Source organism: Pseudomonas sp. JL23 (genome assembly GCF_056933585.1).
The window spans coordinates 3,176,044-3,191,751 of record NZ_CM167795.1 but is presented as its reverse complement, the minus strand read 5'-3'; the positions used below and the strand labels follow the sequence as shown (position 1 = coordinate 3,191,751).

General features: G+C 60.4%; 11 protein-coding genes. 9 read left to right on the top strand and 2 right to left on the bottom strand.

Annotated elements, in window-relative coordinates:
• Nucleotides 1–151: 151 nt before the first annotated feature.
• Nucleotides 152–1,384 carry an acyl-CoA dehydrogenase gene (locus tag AC1Z24_RS14925; protein WP_483746310.1) on the bottom strand — a complete coding sequence of 411 codons (1,233 nt, stop codon included), beginning with the start codon at nt 1,382–1,384 and terminating at the stop codon, nt 152–154.
• A 164-nt stretch (nt 1,385–1,548) separates the two neighbouring features.
• On the opposite strand from AC1Z24_RS14925, the gene AC1Z24_RS14920 reads away from it, so the two are divergent.
• From AC1Z24_RS14920 to AC1Z24_RS14890, 7 genes are all read left to right on the top strand, one after another.
• Nucleotides 1,549–2,496 (top strand): LysR family transcriptional regulator, encoded by a 948-nt coding sequence (locus tag AC1Z24_RS14920; protein ID WP_483746309.1) that lies wholly within the window; start codon nt 1,549–1,551, stop codon nt 2,494–2,496.
• Nucleotides 2,497–2,628: 132 nt separating this feature from the next.
• Nucleotides 2,629–3,009 carry a MerR family transcriptional regulator gene (locus AC1Z24_RS14915; protein WP_483746308.1) on the top strand — a complete coding sequence of 127 codons (381 nt, stop codon included), beginning with the start codon at nt 2,629–2,631 and terminating at the stop codon, nt 3,007–3,009.
• Between the two features lie 52 nt (nt 3,010–3,061).
• Complete coding sequence (locus tag AC1Z24_RS14910) at nt 3,062–3,961, top strand: hydroxymethylglutaryl-CoA lyase (protein WP_483746307.1); 900 nt, start codon at nt 3,062–3,064, stop codon at nt 3,959–3,961.
• 788 nt (nt 3,962–4,749) lie between these two features.
• Nucleotides 4,750–5,913 (top strand): isovaleryl-CoA dehydrogenase, encoded by a 1,164-nt coding sequence (locus tag AC1Z24_RS14905; protein WP_483746306.1) that lies wholly within the window; start codon nt 4,750–4,752, stop codon nt 5,911–5,913.
• 26 nt (nt 5,914–5,939) lie between these two features.
• Nucleotides 5,940–7,547, top strand: a complete 1,608-nt coding sequence (locus AC1Z24_RS14900; protein WP_483746305.1) for a carboxyl transferase domain-containing protein — start codon at nt 5,940–5,942, stop codon at nt 7,545–7,547.
• A 3-nt stretch (nt 7,548–7,550) separates the two neighbouring features.
• Nucleotides 7,551–8,363: a gamma-carboxygeranoyl-CoA hydratase gene (locus AC1Z24_RS14895; RefSeq protein WP_483746304.1), complete on the top strand. Its 813-nt coding sequence runs from the start codon at nt 7,551–7,553 to the stop codon at nt 8,361–8,363.
• A complete protein-coding gene (locus tag AC1Z24_RS14890) occupies nt 8,360–10,309 on the top strand; it encodes an acetyl/propionyl/methylcrotonyl-CoA carboxylase subunit alpha (RefSeq protein WP_483746303.1) in 1,950 nt (649 codons plus the stop codon). Before AC1Z24_RS14895 ends, AC1Z24_RS14890 begins: the two co-directional genes overlap by 4 nt.
• Before the next feature lie 136 nt (nt 10,310–10,445).
• Here AC1Z24_RS14890 and AC1Z24_RS14885 read toward each other — a convergent pair whose 3' ends face one another.
• Nucleotides 10,446–13,931, bottom strand: a complete 3,486-nt coding sequence (locus AC1Z24_RS14885) for an indolepyruvate ferredoxin oxidoreductase family protein (protein WP_483746302.1) — start codon at nt 13,929–13,931, stop codon at nt 10,446–10,448.
• Nucleotides 13,932–14,102: 171 nt separating this feature from the next.
• On the opposite strand from AC1Z24_RS14885, the gene AC1Z24_RS14880 reads away from it, so the two are divergent.
• Entirely contained in the window at nt 14,103–14,570 is a 468-nt protein-coding gene (locus tag AC1Z24_RS14880) for an Lrp/AsnC family transcriptional regulator (protein WP_259103873.1), read from the top strand.
• A gap of 575 nt (nt 14,571–15,145) precedes the next feature.
• Nucleotides 15,146–15,667 (top strand): DUF4880 domain-containing protein, encoded by a 522-nt coding sequence (locus tag AC1Z24_RS14875; RefSeq protein WP_483746301.1) that lies wholly within the window; start codon nt 15,146–15,148, stop codon nt 15,665–15,667.
• Nucleotides 15,668–15,708: the final 41 nt, after the last annotated feature.

Sequence of the window (15,708 nt, the reverse complement as noted above, 5' to 3'; positions counted from 1 at the left end):
TGGCGGCCTGACATCTGAGATCGATGTGGGAGCCGCCTCTGGTGGCGATAGCGGTGTCAAAGCCAGCGCAGTCCGCCAGACTCATCATCGCTGACCAAGCCACCGCAATCGCCAGCAAGCCGGCTCCCACAAGGGAATTGCGTCGTTTTACTTAACGCCGCTCGCTACGCATCATCTCCTTGGGCACATGCTTGCCGATCTCGTATTTGCCGATCGCCGCGCGATGTACTTCGTCCGGGCCGTCAGCCAGGCGCAGGGTACGTTGCATGGCGTACATGTAGGCCAGCGGAAAATCGTTGGAGACCCCGGCACCGCCGTGAATCTGGATAGCACGATCGATCACCCGCAGGGCGACATTGGGCGCCACCACCTTGATCTGGGCGATTTCGCTTTTCGCCACCTTGTTGCCCACGGTATCCATCATGTAGGCCGCCTTGAGAGTCAGCAGCCGCGCCATGTCGATCTCCATGCGCGAGTCGGCGATCTTGTCGACGTTACCGCCCAGACGCGCCAGAGGACGACCGAAGGCTTCCCGAGTGACCGCACGCTTGCACATCAACTCCAGCGCCCGCTCGGCCATACCGATCGAACGCATGCAGTGGTGGATGCGACCCGGGCCAAGGCGGCCTTGGGCGATCTCGAAGCCACGGCCCTCACCCAGCAGCACGTTTTCATAAGGCACGCGTACGTTGTCGAACAGCACCTCGGCATGACCGTGGGGCGCGTCGTCATAACCGAACACCGGCAGCGGCCGCACGATGGTCACCCCCGGCGCATCGGTGGGCACCAGAATCATCGAGTGCTGGGCATGACGCGGACCGTCGGGATCGCTCAGGCCCATGAAGATCATCACCTTGCAGCGCGGATCGCAGGCACCGGAGGTCCACCACTTGCGGCCGTTGATCACCCACTCGTCACCCTGACGCTCAGCGCGGGCGGCCATATTGGTGGCGTCCGACGAAGCCACGTCCGGCTCGGTCATGGCAAAGGCCGAGCGGATATCACCGCGCAGCAGCGGCTCCAGCCACTGACGCTTGTGCGCCTCACTGCCGTAACGCACCAGTACCTCCATATTGCCAGTGTCGGGCGCCGAGCAATTGAAGGGTTCCGGGCCCAGCAGCGAGCGGCCCATGATTTCCGCCAGCGGCGCGTATTCAAGGTTGCTCAGGCCCGCACCCAACTCGGACTCCGGCAGGAACAGGTTCCACAAGCCCTCGGCCTTCGCCCTGGCTTTGAGCTCTTCCATGATCGCTGTCGGCTGCCAGCGGTCGCCTTCGCTGACCTGCTGCTCGAACACTGGCTCGGCCGGGTACACATAGGTATCCATAAACGCGGTGACGCGCTCACGCAGTTCCTGAACCTTGGGGGAGTACGCAAAATCCATGAGAGCTACCTTCGCAATAAGGGATCGGTTGTCATGAAAACGATGCTAGAGCAGCGACCTGCATTTATCTAACCTATTCTCGGCGTGTATAAACATTCATAACCGATATATGATCGGCTGATTGAGCATCACTAAAAACAATAAGCAATCCGGAGGCGCATCCCATGAACCTGAGCAAGGTCGATCTGAATCTATTCATTGTCTTCGACGCGATCTACACCGAAGCCAACCTGACCCGCGCCGGCCAGATTGTCGGCATCACCCAGCCCGCCGTGTCCAACGCCCTGGCCCGCCTGCGCGAGACCTTCAACGACCCGCTGTTCGTGCGCACCGCCCAGGGCATGGTGCCGACGCCCATGGCCCAAAACATCATCGGCCCGGTGCGCAATGCGCTGTCCCTGCTGCGGGTGTCGGTGCAGGAAAGCCGCATCTTCAACCCGTTGCAAGCCAACAAAAACTACCGCATTAGCATGACCGACCTCACCGAAGCGGTGATCCTGCCCCTGCTGTTCCAGCGCCTGCGCCGCCTGGCGCCCGCCGTGACCATCGAAAGCTTCCTCTCCAAGCGTCGCGAGACCACAAAGGAACTGGCCGCCGGGCGCCTGGACTTCGCCGTCGATGCACCGCTCAACACCGACCCCCAGGTGCGCCATGTCAAGCTGATGGAAGACCGCTATGTGTGCGCCATGCGCAAGGGTCATCCATTGGCCCACAAGGCAGCGTTCGTCCTCGAGGACTACCTGTCCCTGACTCATATTCACATTTCCAGCCGCCGCAGTGGCCTCGGTCATGTTGACCTGGCCTTGGGCAAGATGGGCATCCAGCGCAAGATCGCCCTGCGCTCGCAGCATTACCTGATGGCCTCCCAGGTGCTGCAGCAGACCGATATGGTCATGACCGTGCCGGAGCGCTTCGCCCGCCGCAACGACCTGCATTATGTCTACCTGCCCGTCAACGATGTGCCCACCGTTGAAACCCACCTGTACTGGCACGAAAGTACCGACCAGGATCCGGCCAATCGCTGGATGCGCGAGCAGATCATTGAGCTGTGCCAGTGGGTGACGACTCAAGAGAAAAAACTCGATAAAACCTTAGAATCACAACATAACTGATTGATATATATAAATTATCAATTCTTAAAGTTATTTCTAGGATAGCAAAATACTCAAGGCTCTCAGCCAACGCGCTTGACGTATACGTCAAGCACGCCTTAGGTTAGCGGCACGTTTCCATCGAGCCTTGCCATGAGCAGCCAGACCTACAGTATCTCCGACCTCGCCCGGGAGCTGGACATCACCACCCGGGCTATCCGCTTCTACGAAGAACAAGGCATGCTCACCCCGGAAAGACGCGGTCTTGAGCGAATCTATTCGGCGCGGGACAAAGTCACCCTCAAGCTGATCCTGCGCGGCAAGCGCATCGGTTTCTCTCTGGCCGAATGCCGAGAACTCATCGAGCTCTACGACCCCAGTGGCGGCAATCAGAAGCAACTAAACTCTATGCTCGGCAAAATCGAAGAACGTCGTGGGCAGTTGGAACAGCAGCTGCTGGACATCCAGCAAATGCAGCTAGAACTGGATACCGCTGAAGAGCGCTGTCGCACTGAGCTTGATAAAATCTCATAATATTCAATAGGTTAAATAATATTTCTCGAATAATAATTAACTGGAGTCCGCCATGTCCCTGCCCCGATCTGTGCGCCTGGTGGAGGTTGGCCCTCGCGACGGCCTGCAGAACGAAGCCAGTCCTGTCAGCATCGCCGACAAGGTGACACTGGTGAACAACCTGAGCGCCGCAGGCTTGCGCCACATCGAGGTCGGCAGCTTCGTCTCGCCCAAATGGGTGCCACAGATGGCCGGCTCCGCCGAAGTCTTCGCCGCCATCGACCAGCACCCGGGTGTCGCCTACTCGGCGCTGACGCCGAACCTGCGCGGCTTCGAAGACGCCCTCGCCGCCGGGGTACGGGAAGTCGCGGTATTTGCCGCCGCTTCCGAGTCCTTCTCGCAGCGCAATATCAATTGCTCGATCAAGGAAAGCCTGGAGCGTTTTGCGCCGATCATGGAGGCCGCCCGCGCCAACGGCATCCAGGTGCGCGGTTATGTGTCCTGTGTGCTGGGCTGCCCTTATGAGGGTGTTATCAGCCCGCAACAGGTCGCTGCTGTCTCCCGGGAACTGCTCGATATGGACTGCTACGAAGTGTCCCTGGGCGATACGATCGGCACCGGCACGCCGGGCGCGACCCGTACCCTGCTGGACGTCGTCGCCGCTCACGTTCCGCGCCAGCAACTGGCCGGGCATTTCCATGACACCTATGGCCAGGCACTGGCCAACATTTACGCGAGCCTGCTGGAAGGCATCAGCGTTTTCGACAGCTCCGTCGCCGGGCTGGGTGGCTGTCCTTATGCAAAAGGCGCCAGCGGCAACGTCGCCAGCGAAGACGTGCTGTACATGCTCAATGGCCTGGGCATTGACACCGGCATTGATCTGGATCGTCTGATTGAGGCCGGTCAAGGCATCTCAAGCGCTCTGGGACGCGCCACCGGCTCAAGGGTGGCAAAGGCACGTTTGTCGGCCTGACGTGCGACAACTTGTCACAGAGTGTTACCCTGAGGCCATCGACACCCCCGTAACGGGTAACACGGAAACAGTTTCAGCCCCTGAAGAAGGGCATGGAAGAACACAGAAACCAACAAACGCTTGTTTTTAAAGGCTTTACCAAAGTTGGCACGGCTTCTGCTCTATCTTCGATACAACAAAAATAAAAAAAAATGCAGCACCCCAATAACAACAACACGTATCGGCTCTGACACAACAAGAACAACACGGACAGAGACGCAGCTAACAGATTTTTTTGGAGTGGATGGCTTTACGGAACCCCTTGGGTTCGCGACCTGACACAGAACAATAAAACTACCTCAAGGTAGCGACAGACAGGTTGGATCGGGCTTCGCAAGAAGCGGATGAAAGCAGCATCAGCGCTCAAAAAAATACGTTTGCTCTTGACCCCGAATGGGGGTCGCTTACAAAGCAGCCAGAGGGCAGGTCGCCAAAAACAACAATAGGCCACCCAAAACAAAAAGAGCATGCAAACAAACTTGAAGGGGAGCTTAGGCTCCCCTTCGTGCTTTGCGGCTTTCGTCAATCACCCTCGATTGTGGGAGCCGCCTTGGTGACGATCGAGTGCGCAGCGCTCGCAATAACATCGTTAACCGAACCACCGCCATCGCCAGCAAGCCGGCTCCCACCCCTTATTCCGAAAATACCCCCACGCCCTCGTCGCTCACCAATTGACCTCAACCCGCAACAGGTTTACGTTAACGTAAAGGTCATAGCCATTCTGCCAATAACAACAGGACTGCCCCTTTATGAATTACCCCAGCCTGAATTTCGCCCATGGCGAAACCATCGACATGCTGCGTGACCAGGTACAAGCCTTCGTTGCCGCCGAAATCACTCCCCGCGCCGCACAGATTGACCGGGACAACCTGTTCCCCGCCGACCTGTGGCGCAAACTCGGTGACATGGGCCTGCTGGGCATTACCGTGGAGGAAGAATACGGTGGCACCGGCTTGAGTTACCTGGCCCACGTAGTGGCCATGGAAGAGATCAGCCGCGGCTCGGCGTCGGTGGCGCTGTCCTATGGCGCTCACTCCAATCTTTGCGTCAACCAGATCAAGCGCAACGGCAATGCCGAACAGAAAGCCCGCTACCTGCCAGGATTGATCAGTGGCGAGCATGTCGGCGCTTTGGCCATGAGCGAGCCCAATGCCGGCTCAGACGTGGTATCGATGCGTCTGCGCGCCGACAAGCGCGGTGACCGTTTCGTGCTCAACGGCAGCAAGACCTGGATCACCAACGGCCCGGACGCCAACACCTACGTGATCTACGCCAAGACCGAGCCGGAAAAGGCCGCACACGGCATCAGCGCCTTTATCGTCGAGCGCGACTGGAAAGGTTTCAGCCGTGGCAACAAGTTCGACAAGCTGGGCATGCGCGGTTCCAACACCTGCGAGCTGCTCTTCGATGACGTCGAAGTACCCGAGGAAAACCTGCTGGGCACCCTCAATGGCGGGGTCAAGGTGCTGATGAGCGGCCTGGATTACGAGCGCGTGGTGCTCTCGGGCGGCCCTACCGGGATCATGCAGGCCTGTCTCGATGTGGTTTTGCCCTATATCCATGACCGCAAGCAATTCGGCCAGAGCATCGGCGAATTCCAGCTGATCCAGGGCAAGGTCGCCGACATGTACACCCAGCTCAACGCCAGCCGCGCCTACCTGTATGCCGTGGCCCAGGCCTGCGAGCGCGGCGAAACCACGCGCAAAGACGCCGCCGGGGTAATCCTCTATACGGCTGAGCGCGCCACGCAGATGGCCCTGGATGCCATCCAGATTCTCGGTGGCAACGGCTATATCAATGAATTCCCCGCCGGACGCCTGCTGCGCGACGCCAAGCTCTACGAGATCGGCGCGGGCACCAGCGAGATCAGGCGCATGCTGATCGGTCGCGAACTGTTCAACGAAACCCGCTGAAGCCACCGGACTGACTGGAGTACCCCATGGCTATCCTGCCGACTCATATCAATCCGCGTTCGCCGGAATTCATTCAGAACAGCGCCAGCCTGCTGGAACTGATCAAGGACCTGCAACAGAAACTGGCCAAGGTCTATCAGGGCGGCGGCCCGGCGGCCCAGGAGCGTCACACCTCCCGGGGCAAGCTGCTGCCACGGGAGCGCATCAACCGCCTGCTCGATATAGGCTCGCCCTTTCTGGAAGTGGCGCAGTTGGCCGCCCATGAGGTCTACGGTGAAGAAGTCCCGGCGGCCGCGCTGATCGTCGGCATCGGCCGGGTCGAAGGCGTCGAATGCATGATCGTGGCCAACGACGCCACGGTCAAAGGCGGTTCCTACTATCCCCTGACCGTGAAGAAACACCTGCGCGCCCAGACCATCGCCCAGCAGAATCGCCTGCCGTGCATCTACCTGGTCGATTCCGGCGGCGCCAACCTGCCGCGTCAGGACGAGGTGTTTCCGGATCGCGAGCACTTTGGGCGGATCTTCTTCAGCCAGGCCAATATGAGCGCCCAGGGCATCGCCCAGATCGCCGTGGTCATGGGCTCCTGCACGGCCGGTGGCGCCTATGTCCCGGCCATGGCTGACGAGACCATCATGGTCCGCCAGCAGGCGACCATCTTTCTCGCCGGCCCGCCGCTGGTCAAGGCCGCCACCGGTGAAGTGGTCAGCGCCGAGGACCTGGGCGGCGCCGATGTGCACTGCCGCACCTCCGGGGTTGCCGATCACTACGCCGATAACGACGAGCACGCCTTGGAACTGGCACGGCGTTGCATCGCCAACCTCAACTGGCACAAGCAGGGCCGCCTCAACAGCCTGGCGCCCATTGCGCCGCTGTATGCCAGCGAGGAGCTGTATGGGGTGATCCCCGCCGACGCCAAGCAACCCTTCGATGTACGCGAAGTGATTGCCCGGTTGGTCGATGGCTCGGTCTTCGATGAGTTCAAGGCACTGTTCGGCACCACCCTGGTTTGCGGCTTCGCCCACTTGCACGGCTACCCCATCGCCATCCTGGCCAATAACGGCATTCTGTTCGCCGAAGCCGCACAGAAAGGCGCGCACTTCATAGAACTGGCCTGCCAGCGCGGCATTCCCCTGTTGTTCCTGCAGAACATCACCGGCTTCATGGTCGGGCAGAAATACGAGGCCGGCGGCATCGCCAAGCATGGCGCCAAGCTGGTCACCGCGGTGGCTTGCGCCAAGGTGCCGAAATTCACCGTAATCATTGGCGGCAGCTTCGGAGCAGGCAACTACGGCATGTGTGGCCGCGCCTATGACCCGCGCATGCTGTGGATGTGGCCCAACGCGCGGATTGGCGTAATGGGGGGTGAGCAGGCCGCTGGCGTGCTGGTCCAGGTCAAGCGCGAACAGGCCGAACGCAATGGCCAACTCTTCAGCGCGGCGCAGGAAACCGAGATCAAGCAACCAATCCTCGATCAATACGAACATCAAGGCCATCCCTACTACTCCAGCGCCCGGCTGTGGGACGACGGCGTCATCGACCCGGCCCAGACCCGCGACATTCTGGCCCTGGCCCTGTCCGCCGCCCTCAACGCCCCTATCGAGCCGACCACGTTCGGCCTTTTCCGGATGTGACCCATGAGCGACTTCCATACCCTCGAACTGATCGGCGACCCCCGTGGCTTCGCGACCCTGTGGTTGAACCGCCCGGAAAAGAACAACGCCTTCAATGCCCAGATGATCCGCGAGCTGATCGTCGCCCTGGATCAGTTGCAGGCTGACCCGAGCCTGCGCTTCCTGCTGATTCGCGGCCGTGGCAAGCACTTCAGCGCCGGGGCCGACCTGGCCTGGATGCAGCAATCGGCCAACCTCGACTACAACACCAACCTGGATGACGCCCGGGAACTGGCCGAGCTGATGTACAACCTCGAACGCTTGAAAATGCCGTCCCTGGCGGTGGTCCAGGGTGCGGCTTTCGGCGGCGCCCTGGGCCTGATCAGTTGCTGCGACATGGCCATTGCCGCCGATGACGCGCAGTTCTGCCTGTCGGAAGTGCGCATCGGCCTGGCCCCGGCGGTGATCAGCCCCTTTGTCGTGCAAGCCATGGGCGAACGGGCAACACGGCGCTATGCCCTGACCGCCGAACGCTTCGATGGCGTGCGGGCCCAACAACTGGGCCTGATTGCCGAATGCTACCCGGCGGCGGAACAGGAGCAACAGGTCGAGCAGTGGATCGACAATCTGCTGCTCAACAGCCCCCAGGCCATGCGTACCAGCAAGGCCCTGCTGCGGGAGATGGGCGATGGTGAACTGACCCCGGCGCGTCGGCGCTACTGTGAAAACACCATTGCCCGCATCCGTATCAGCGGCGAAGGCCAGGAAGGCCTTCGCGCCTTCCTCGACAAACGCCCACCCACCTGGCAGCCCCGGAAAAAGGAGTCGCGCCCATGAGCGCACCGACCACACTCACCACTCTGCTGGTGGCCAACCGTGGCGAAATCGCCTGCCGCATCATGCGCACGGCCAAACAACTGGGCCTGACCACCGTGGCCGTACACAGCGCCACCGACCGTGAGGCCCGGCACAGCCGCGAAGCTGATATCCGCGTCGACCTGGGCGGCAGCAAGGCCGCCGACAGCTACCTGATCATCGACAAACTCATCGCCGCCGCCCAGGCCAGCGGCGCCCAGGCGATTCACCCCGGTTACGGTTTTCTCTCGGAGAACGCCGGATTTGCCCGGGCTGTAGAGCAGGCCGGACTGGTTTTCCTCGGCCCGCCCTCCTCGGCCATCGACGCCATGGGCAGCAAGTCTGCGGCCAAGCGCCTGATGGAAGAAGCCGGCGTGCCACTGGTGCCGGGCTATCACGGCGAGTCCCAGGATATCGACACCTTCCGTACCGCCGCCGAGCGCATCGGCTATCCGGTACTGCTCAAGGCCACGGCCGGTGGCGGCGGCAAGGGCATGAAGGTAGTGGAACACCCCGGCGAACTGGCCGAAGCCCTGGCCTCGGGCCAGCGTGAGGCGCTGTCGTCGTTCGGCGACTCGCGCATGCTGGTGGAGAAATACCTGCTCAAGCCGCGACATATCGAGATCCAAGTCTTTGCCGATCAACAGGGCCATTGCCTGTACCTCAACGAGCGCGACTGCTCGATCCAGCGCCGTCATCAGAAAGTCGTCGAAGAAGCCCCCGCCCCCGGCCTCAGCCCGCAACTGCGCCAGGCCATGGGGGAAGCAGCCGTGCGCGCGGCCCAGGCTATCGGTTATGTCGGCGCCGGAACCGTAGAATTCCTTCTGGATTCCCGGGGCGAGTTTTTCTTCATGGAAATGAACACGCGCCTGCAGGTCGAGCATCCGGTGACCGAGTTCATCACCGGCCTGGACCTGGTGGAGTGGCAGATTCGCGTGGCCCAGGGCCAGCCACTGCCTCTGACTCAGGAACAGGTGCCCTTGATCGGCCACGCCATCGAAGTGCGCCTGTATGCCGAAGACCCGGACCACGACTTCCTCCCTGCCACCGGCCGCCTCGAGGTATATCGCGAGTCGCAGCCGGGCATCGGTCGACGCATCGACAGTGGCGTCGCCGAGGGTGATGACATTTCCCCCTTCTATGACCCGATGCTCGGCAAGCTGATTGCCTGGGGCGACAACCGCGAACAGGCGCGCCTGCGTCTGCTGGCCATGCTCGACGAGCTAGTGGTGGCCGGGGTCAGGACCAACCTGCGTTTTCTGCGCAAGATTATCGGCCACCCGGCGTTTGCCGCAGCGGAACTGGATACCGGTTTTATCCCGCGTTACCAGGCCGACCTGCTGCCGGAGCCCGCGCCCCTGGACGATACCTTTTGGCAGGCAGCCGCGGCGGCCTTCCAGCAGAGCGAACCTGGGCGTATCCGCCAGGACGATACCCATTCGCCCTGGGCATCGAACAACGGCCTGCGTATCGGGCTGCCTGCGGAGATCGATCTGCACCTGAGCTGTAACGACCAGCAACAACGCGTCCGCCTCACCAACGCCAGCATGCAACTGCAAGGTGAACACCTGCTGCTCGATCAGGACGGCATCCGCCGTCGACACCTGGCCCTGCGTCGCGGTGCGACCCTGTACCTGCAATGGCTCGGCGAGCTGCACGCCATCCGTCGCTTCGACCCGATAGCCACCGTCGATGCCCAGCATGCACCGCAAGGCGGCCTGAGCGCGCCCATGAACGGCAGTATCGTGCGGGTACTGGTGGAAGTCGGCCAGCAGGTCGAGGCCGGTACGCAACTGGTGGTGCTGGAAGCCATGAAAATGGAACACAGCATCCGCGCCAGCCAGGCCGGGACGGTCAAGGCGCTGTATTGCAGTGAGGGGGAGATGGTGAGCGAGGGGACAGTGTTGGTGGAACTGAGTCAAGACTGACGGTATGCATTGTGGGAGCCGGCTTGCTGGCGATAGCGGTATGACAGCCAACACGCTGTTGACTGATACACCGCTATCGCCAGCAAGCCGGCTCCCACATTAGACCTCATTCCAATGCTGATTCAGCGCTCTCTTTTTACGCAGCTACTTCATACAACTTCGGCAATTCAACCTCGCCACTGATCAGGCTCTGGCGCATCCGCGCTGCCTGCAATGCCGCTGCTTTCATTGCACTTTCCTTGACATGGCCATAACCGCGAATGCGCTCCGGCAACCGCGCCAGGCTGAGCGCTGTATGGCGATTTTTCTCCGACAGATGCTGCATGATCAGCTCGATATCGCTGACGTAGCTGGCAATAAGCTCACGCTCCTGACGCCGCTCCAGGCTGCGCCCAAATGGATCGAAGGCGGTGCCCCGAAGGAATTTGAAGCGGGCCAGCACATCGAAGGCTTTCAGCATCCACGGCCCGAAGCTGCGTTTGCGCGGCAGTCCGTTGTGCGGATCGCGCTTGGCCAGCCAGGACGGCGCCAGATGAAACTCCAGGCGGTAATTGCCTTCGAACTGCGCCTCAAGCTGGCGAGTGAATTCGCCATTGCTGTACAGCCGCGCCACTTCGTATTCGTCCTTGTAAGCCAGTAGCTTGAAGTAGTTGAACGCCACCGCTTCGCTCAGCACGGCCTGTTGACCAGGAAAACGTGTGGCTTCGAGCTGGCGCACCCGCGCCACCAATGCCCGATAACCCTCGGCGTAGCCACTGTTCTGATAGTCACCGAGGATGCGCACGTTGGCTTCAATACGCTGATCCAGACTCATATCCTCAACCACTGGCTCGCTGACGGCGCCGGGATTGGCCGCTGCAACTACTGCGGGCAAGTCATGAGCAGCGCGACGGCCCCAGAGAAACGCCTGCTGATTGAGTTTGACCGCCACGCCATTGAGCTCGATGGCCTTTTCAATGGCCGCCGACGTCAGAGGGATCAGCCCCAGTTGATAGGCATAGCCGAGCATGAACAGGTTGCTGGCGATGCTGTCGCCCATCAGCTTGGTGGCCAGGTCAGTGGCTTCGACAAAATGAGTCTTCTCGGCACCGACGGCGTCGCGAATGCTTTGTTTCATGGCTTCGGCCGGGAACTCGGCGTCCGGGTTGCGGGTGAACTCGGCAGTCGGCGTCTGCTGGCTGTTGACCACGGCATAGGAGCTGGCCACGTTCAGCTTCGCCAGGGCGTCCGGACCCGCCGCAACCAGTAGATCGCAACCCAATAGCAAGTGCGCCTCGCCCGCCGGAATACGCACGGCAAACAGGTCGGCCTGATGCGCGGCAATGCGGATATGGCTGACCACGGGACCGAACTTCTGCGCCAGACCGGCCTGATCCAGCACGCTGCAGCCCTTGCCCTCCAGATTGGCGGCATAGCCGAGCATGGCGCCCACGGTGGTCACACCCGTACCGCCAACGCCCGGCAGCAAGATATTGAACGGCTTGTCCAGGCTTGGCAGTTGCGGCTCAGGCAACTGGGCAAAGGCCGCAACCTGCACCGGCAGCTCCGGCTTGCGCAGGCGACCGCCATGCACGGTAACGAAGCTTGGGCAGAAGCCTTCGACACAGCTGAAATCCTTGTTGCAGGCGCTCTGGTCGATCTCGCGCTTGCGCCCCTGGGCGGTTTCCTTCGGCAGCACCGACAGGCAACCGGATTTGGCACCGCAATCGCCGCAGCCTTCGCACACCGCCGGGTTGATCAGCGCACGTTTTTCCAGGTCAGGCATGGTCCCGCGTTTGCGCCGCCGGCGTTTTTCCGTGGCGCAGGTCTGATCGTAGATGATCACCGAGACGCCCTTGAACTCGCGCAGTTCTTTCTGCACGGCGTCCAGGTCGCGGCGATGGTGGAAGCTGGTGATGGGCGCGAAGTCTTCGCGGCTGGGGTATTTATCCGGATCGTCGGAGACCAGAGCGATGCGCTTGACGCCCTCGTTGAACACCTGGCGACTGAGCTGATCGACGCGCAACACGCCATCGATAGGCTGGCCGCCAGTCATCGCTACGGCGTCGTTGTAGAGAATCTTGTAGGTGATATTGACCCCGGAAGCCACCGCCGCCCGCACCGCCAGATGCCCGGAGTGGAAGTACGTGCCGTCGCCTAGGTTCTGAAATACGTGAGGCGTTTCGGTAAAGGGCGCCTGGCCGATCCAGGTGACGCCCTCGCCGCCCATCTGGGTGAAGGTATCGGTTTCCCGGTCCATCCAGATGGTCATGTAGTGACAGCCGATCCCGGCCAGAGCACGACTGCCTTCCGGCACCCGGGTCGAGGTGTTGTGCGGGCAGCCAGAGCAGAAATGCGGGGTGCGCTGGGTCTTGAACAGCGGCGCCTGCAGGGCTTTTTCCTTCTCGCTCAGGAATTGCAGGCGCGCTTCGATCTGCGGGCTGCTGTAGAACGGCGCCAGGCGCTTGGCGATAACCCGGGCGATCATCGCCGGGGTTAGTTCGCCGAGGTTGGGCAGCAATGAGCGGCCCTGTTCATCGAACTCACCAACCACTACCGGGCGACGTTCCACCGGCCAGTTGTACAGTTGGCCGGTAAGCTGGTCTTCGATGACGCTGCGTTTTTCTTCGACCACCAGAATCTCGCTGAGGCCTTCGGCAAAGTCGTGCACCGACACCGGCTCCAGGGGCCAGCTCATGCCAACCTTAAGCACGCGGATGCCGACCTTGTCACACAGTTCCAGATCGATGCCCAGCTCTTCCAGGGCCTGACGCACGTCGAGGTAAGACTTGCCGGTAGTGATGATGCCCAGGCGCGGCTGCTGTGAGTCGATCACCACCTTGTTGAGATGATTGGCGCGGGCAAAGGCCCGGGCGGCGTAGATCTTGTAGGTATTGAGCCGCGCTTCCTGAGCCAGGGGCGGATCGGGCCAGCGAATATGCAGGCCGCCTTCGGGCAGGACGAAATCTTCGGGAATGCAGGTCTGCACTCGCAGCGGATCAACTTCCACCACCGCCGAAGAATCGACGTTCTCGGCAATGGTCTTCATCGCTACCCAGCAACCGCTGTAGCGCGACAGTTCCCAGCCGATGATGCCGTAGTCGAGGATTTCCTGGACGTTACTGGGGTTGAGCACCGGAATCATCGAAGCAATAAAGGCGTGCTCGCTCTGGTGAGCGATGGTCGACGACTTGCAGCCGTGGTCGTCGCCGGCCAGCACCAGTACGCCGCCATGCTCGGAGGTGCCGGCGGAGTTGGCATGCTTGAACACGTCGCCGCTGCGATCGACCCCTGGCCCCTTGCCGTACCACAGGGCAAACACCCCGGCGTACTTGCCTTCGGGAAACAGATTGACCTGCTGACTGCCCCACACCGCCGTAGCCGCCAACTCTTCGTTGATGCCGGGCTGAAAGTGAATGGCGTTCTGTTGCAGGTAATCCTTGGCGTCCCACAGGCTCTTGTCGAGGTTGCCCAGGGGTGAGCCGCGATAGCCGGAGATAAACCCGGCAGTGTTCAGGCCACGGGCTTCATCACGCTGCTTTTGCAGCATGGGCAGGCGGGTCAGCGCCTGGGTGCCGGTCAGGTATAGATTGCCGGTTGCCAGGCGGTACTTATCATCCAGACGAATATCAGCCAAAGACATTCGAGACTCCCTTGTTTTTATTATCGAGATGTCGAGCAGCCGGGACGGTCGACCCGGCGGTCACAAGCAAAATACTGCCTGTTACCGGGCGGCTTTTTCTTTCTAAATGACAGCGAATCCGCTGATACTGCGCATGATCGTTTCTATAAAAACAAGATAAAGGGTCAATTCATGCAGGTAAAACTCAGCCCCATCGACCGCAAGATCCTGCGCCTATTGCAGCACGATGCCGACCTTTCCGCTGCGGAAATCGCCGAGCGCGTGGAGCTGTCGCAATCGCCGTGCTGGCGGCGCATCAATCGTTTGCAGGAAGAAGGCGTGATCGAACGCAAGGTCGCTCTGCTCAACCCGCGCAAGCTGGGGTTGACCATGACGGTGTTCGTCGATGTGAAGTTATCCGGGCATGGACGGCGCTTTCTCGCCGAATTCGAGGAAGCCATCATCGGCTTCCCGGAGGTGCTGGAGTGCTACACCATGGCCGGGAATATGGATTTCATGCTCAAGGTGGTGGTGCAGGATATCGCCAGCTATGAGCGCTTTCTGCGCGATCACCTGCTGCAGAGCCCGCACGTACAGGAGGCCCACTCCAATATCGCCATGAGTGAGGTTAAGAGGACCACGGAGCTGCCACTGGACTGAGCTTTGGCTTCAAACTTCCTGCGCGACGATCATGCTGCGTTAAAAACAGACTTGGAATGCTCATTTAGCGGGCTAAACTCCGCTCCCTCGCCTGTTTTTGCCTTGCCTGATCGCCGCTCGGTGCGTTTCAAGCCAAACCAGAAGGAAGGATGATAATTATTTTCAGTAGGAGCGAAAATAATCTTTGACTTGCAAATGATAATGATTATTATTGCAAGCAACTGGCCGCAAGGTCAGTTGGATAAACCAGAAGTCTTAGGTCGGCTTCTGGATTATCTCCTCATCAGGCTAATCACGGTTTTTGACCCGGCTTTTTGCCGGGTCTTTTTTTTTAGGTCTTTCTCGTTGCTTCAGGCTAATGAAGACGTGTCGTTTTGCGATGGCGCGGATCATAGCAAAGATTATTGAACCCAAATCCCATGAAGGCGTTCAAAAGTCCGGTTAGTGGCATATAAATAGCATTTGATGAAAATTATCACTTGATAATTATTCGCATTTGACTATTCTGTCGCAGCATCAAGGACGATGCCCCCTTCGATGGAACGAACCCCTCTGAAAGATGCGAGCCATTCATTATGAGTAGCCAGCTTTCTTTGTACCGCTTGCCCAATCCTGAAGTCGCCCCCGCCGATCCGCGCACCCTTGAACTGTGTCGCAGCCTCAACCGGCTGTCCCGGCGTACCCGGCAGATCTTCCTGCTCAGCCGCGCCGACGGCATGGCCTATGCCGATATCGCCAGTTTCCTCGAGATCGATCTGCGCCAGGTCGAAAGCGCCATGGTCCGTACCCTGCTCCATTGCACCGTCAAGACCGCAGACACCCAGGCTGCCGTGCGCTGGTACGTGCACCTGCAAAGCCCCCAGGCCACACCGAGCCAACGCATCGAATTCCGCCACTGGCTCGACGCCGCCCCCGAGCACCTGAATGCTTTTGAAGCCACAGAACAGCTCTGGCGCAAGCTTTTGCCCGCTGCCGAGCATTTGGCCAGCAGTCATTGGTATCAGCGCAAGCGCCGGGCTTATATAGGCTGGTATCTGCTCACTGCGTTCGTCTGCAGCCTGCTGGTAACCGCCGAAGCGTTCTCCTTGGGTTTCTAATCCGTGTAAAGTGGCGCGATTCACGCAACAAGGATCACTCC

Coding starts and splice junctions, on each gene's coding strand:
- AC1Z24_RS14925 (WP_483746310.1), bottom strand. CDS start 1,384: ATGGATTTTGCGTACTCCCCCAAGGTTCAGGAACTGCGTGAGCGCGTC.
- AC1Z24_RS14920 (WP_483746309.1), top strand. CDS start 1,549: ATGAACCTGAGCAAGGTCGATCTGAATCTATTCATTGTCTTCGACGCG.
- AC1Z24_RS14915 (WP_483746308.1), top strand. CDS start 2,629: ATGAGCAGCCAGACCTACAGTATCTCCGACCTCGCCCGGGAGCTGGAC.
- AC1Z24_RS14910 (WP_483746307.1), top strand. CDS start 3,062: ATGTCCCTGCCCCGATCTGTGCGCCTGGTGGAGGTTGGCCCTCGCGAC.
- AC1Z24_RS14905 (WP_483746306.1), top strand. CDS start 4,750: ATGAATTACCCCAGCCTGAATTTCGCCCATGGCGAAACCATCGACATG.
- AC1Z24_RS14900 (WP_483746305.1), top strand. CDS start 5,940: ATGGCTATCCTGCCGACTCATATCAATCCGCGTTCGCCGGAATTCATT.
- AC1Z24_RS14895 (WP_483746304.1), top strand. CDS start 7,551: ATGAGCGACTTCCATACCCTCGAACTGATCGGCGACCCCCGTGGCTTC.
- AC1Z24_RS14890 (WP_483746303.1), top strand. CDS start 8,360: ATGAGCGCACCGACCACACTCACCACTCTGCTGGTGGCCAACCGTGGC.
- AC1Z24_RS14885 (WP_483746302.1), bottom strand. CDS start 13,931: ATGTCTTTGGCTGATATTCGTCTGGATGATAAGTACCGCCTGGCAACC.
- AC1Z24_RS14880 (WP_259103873.1), top strand. CDS start 14,103: ATGCAGGTAAAACTCAGCCCCATCGACCGCAAGATCCTGCGCCTATTG.
- AC1Z24_RS14875 (WP_483746301.1), top strand. CDS start 15,146: ATGAGTAGCCAGCTTTCTTTGTACCGCTTGCCCAATCCTGAAGTCGCC.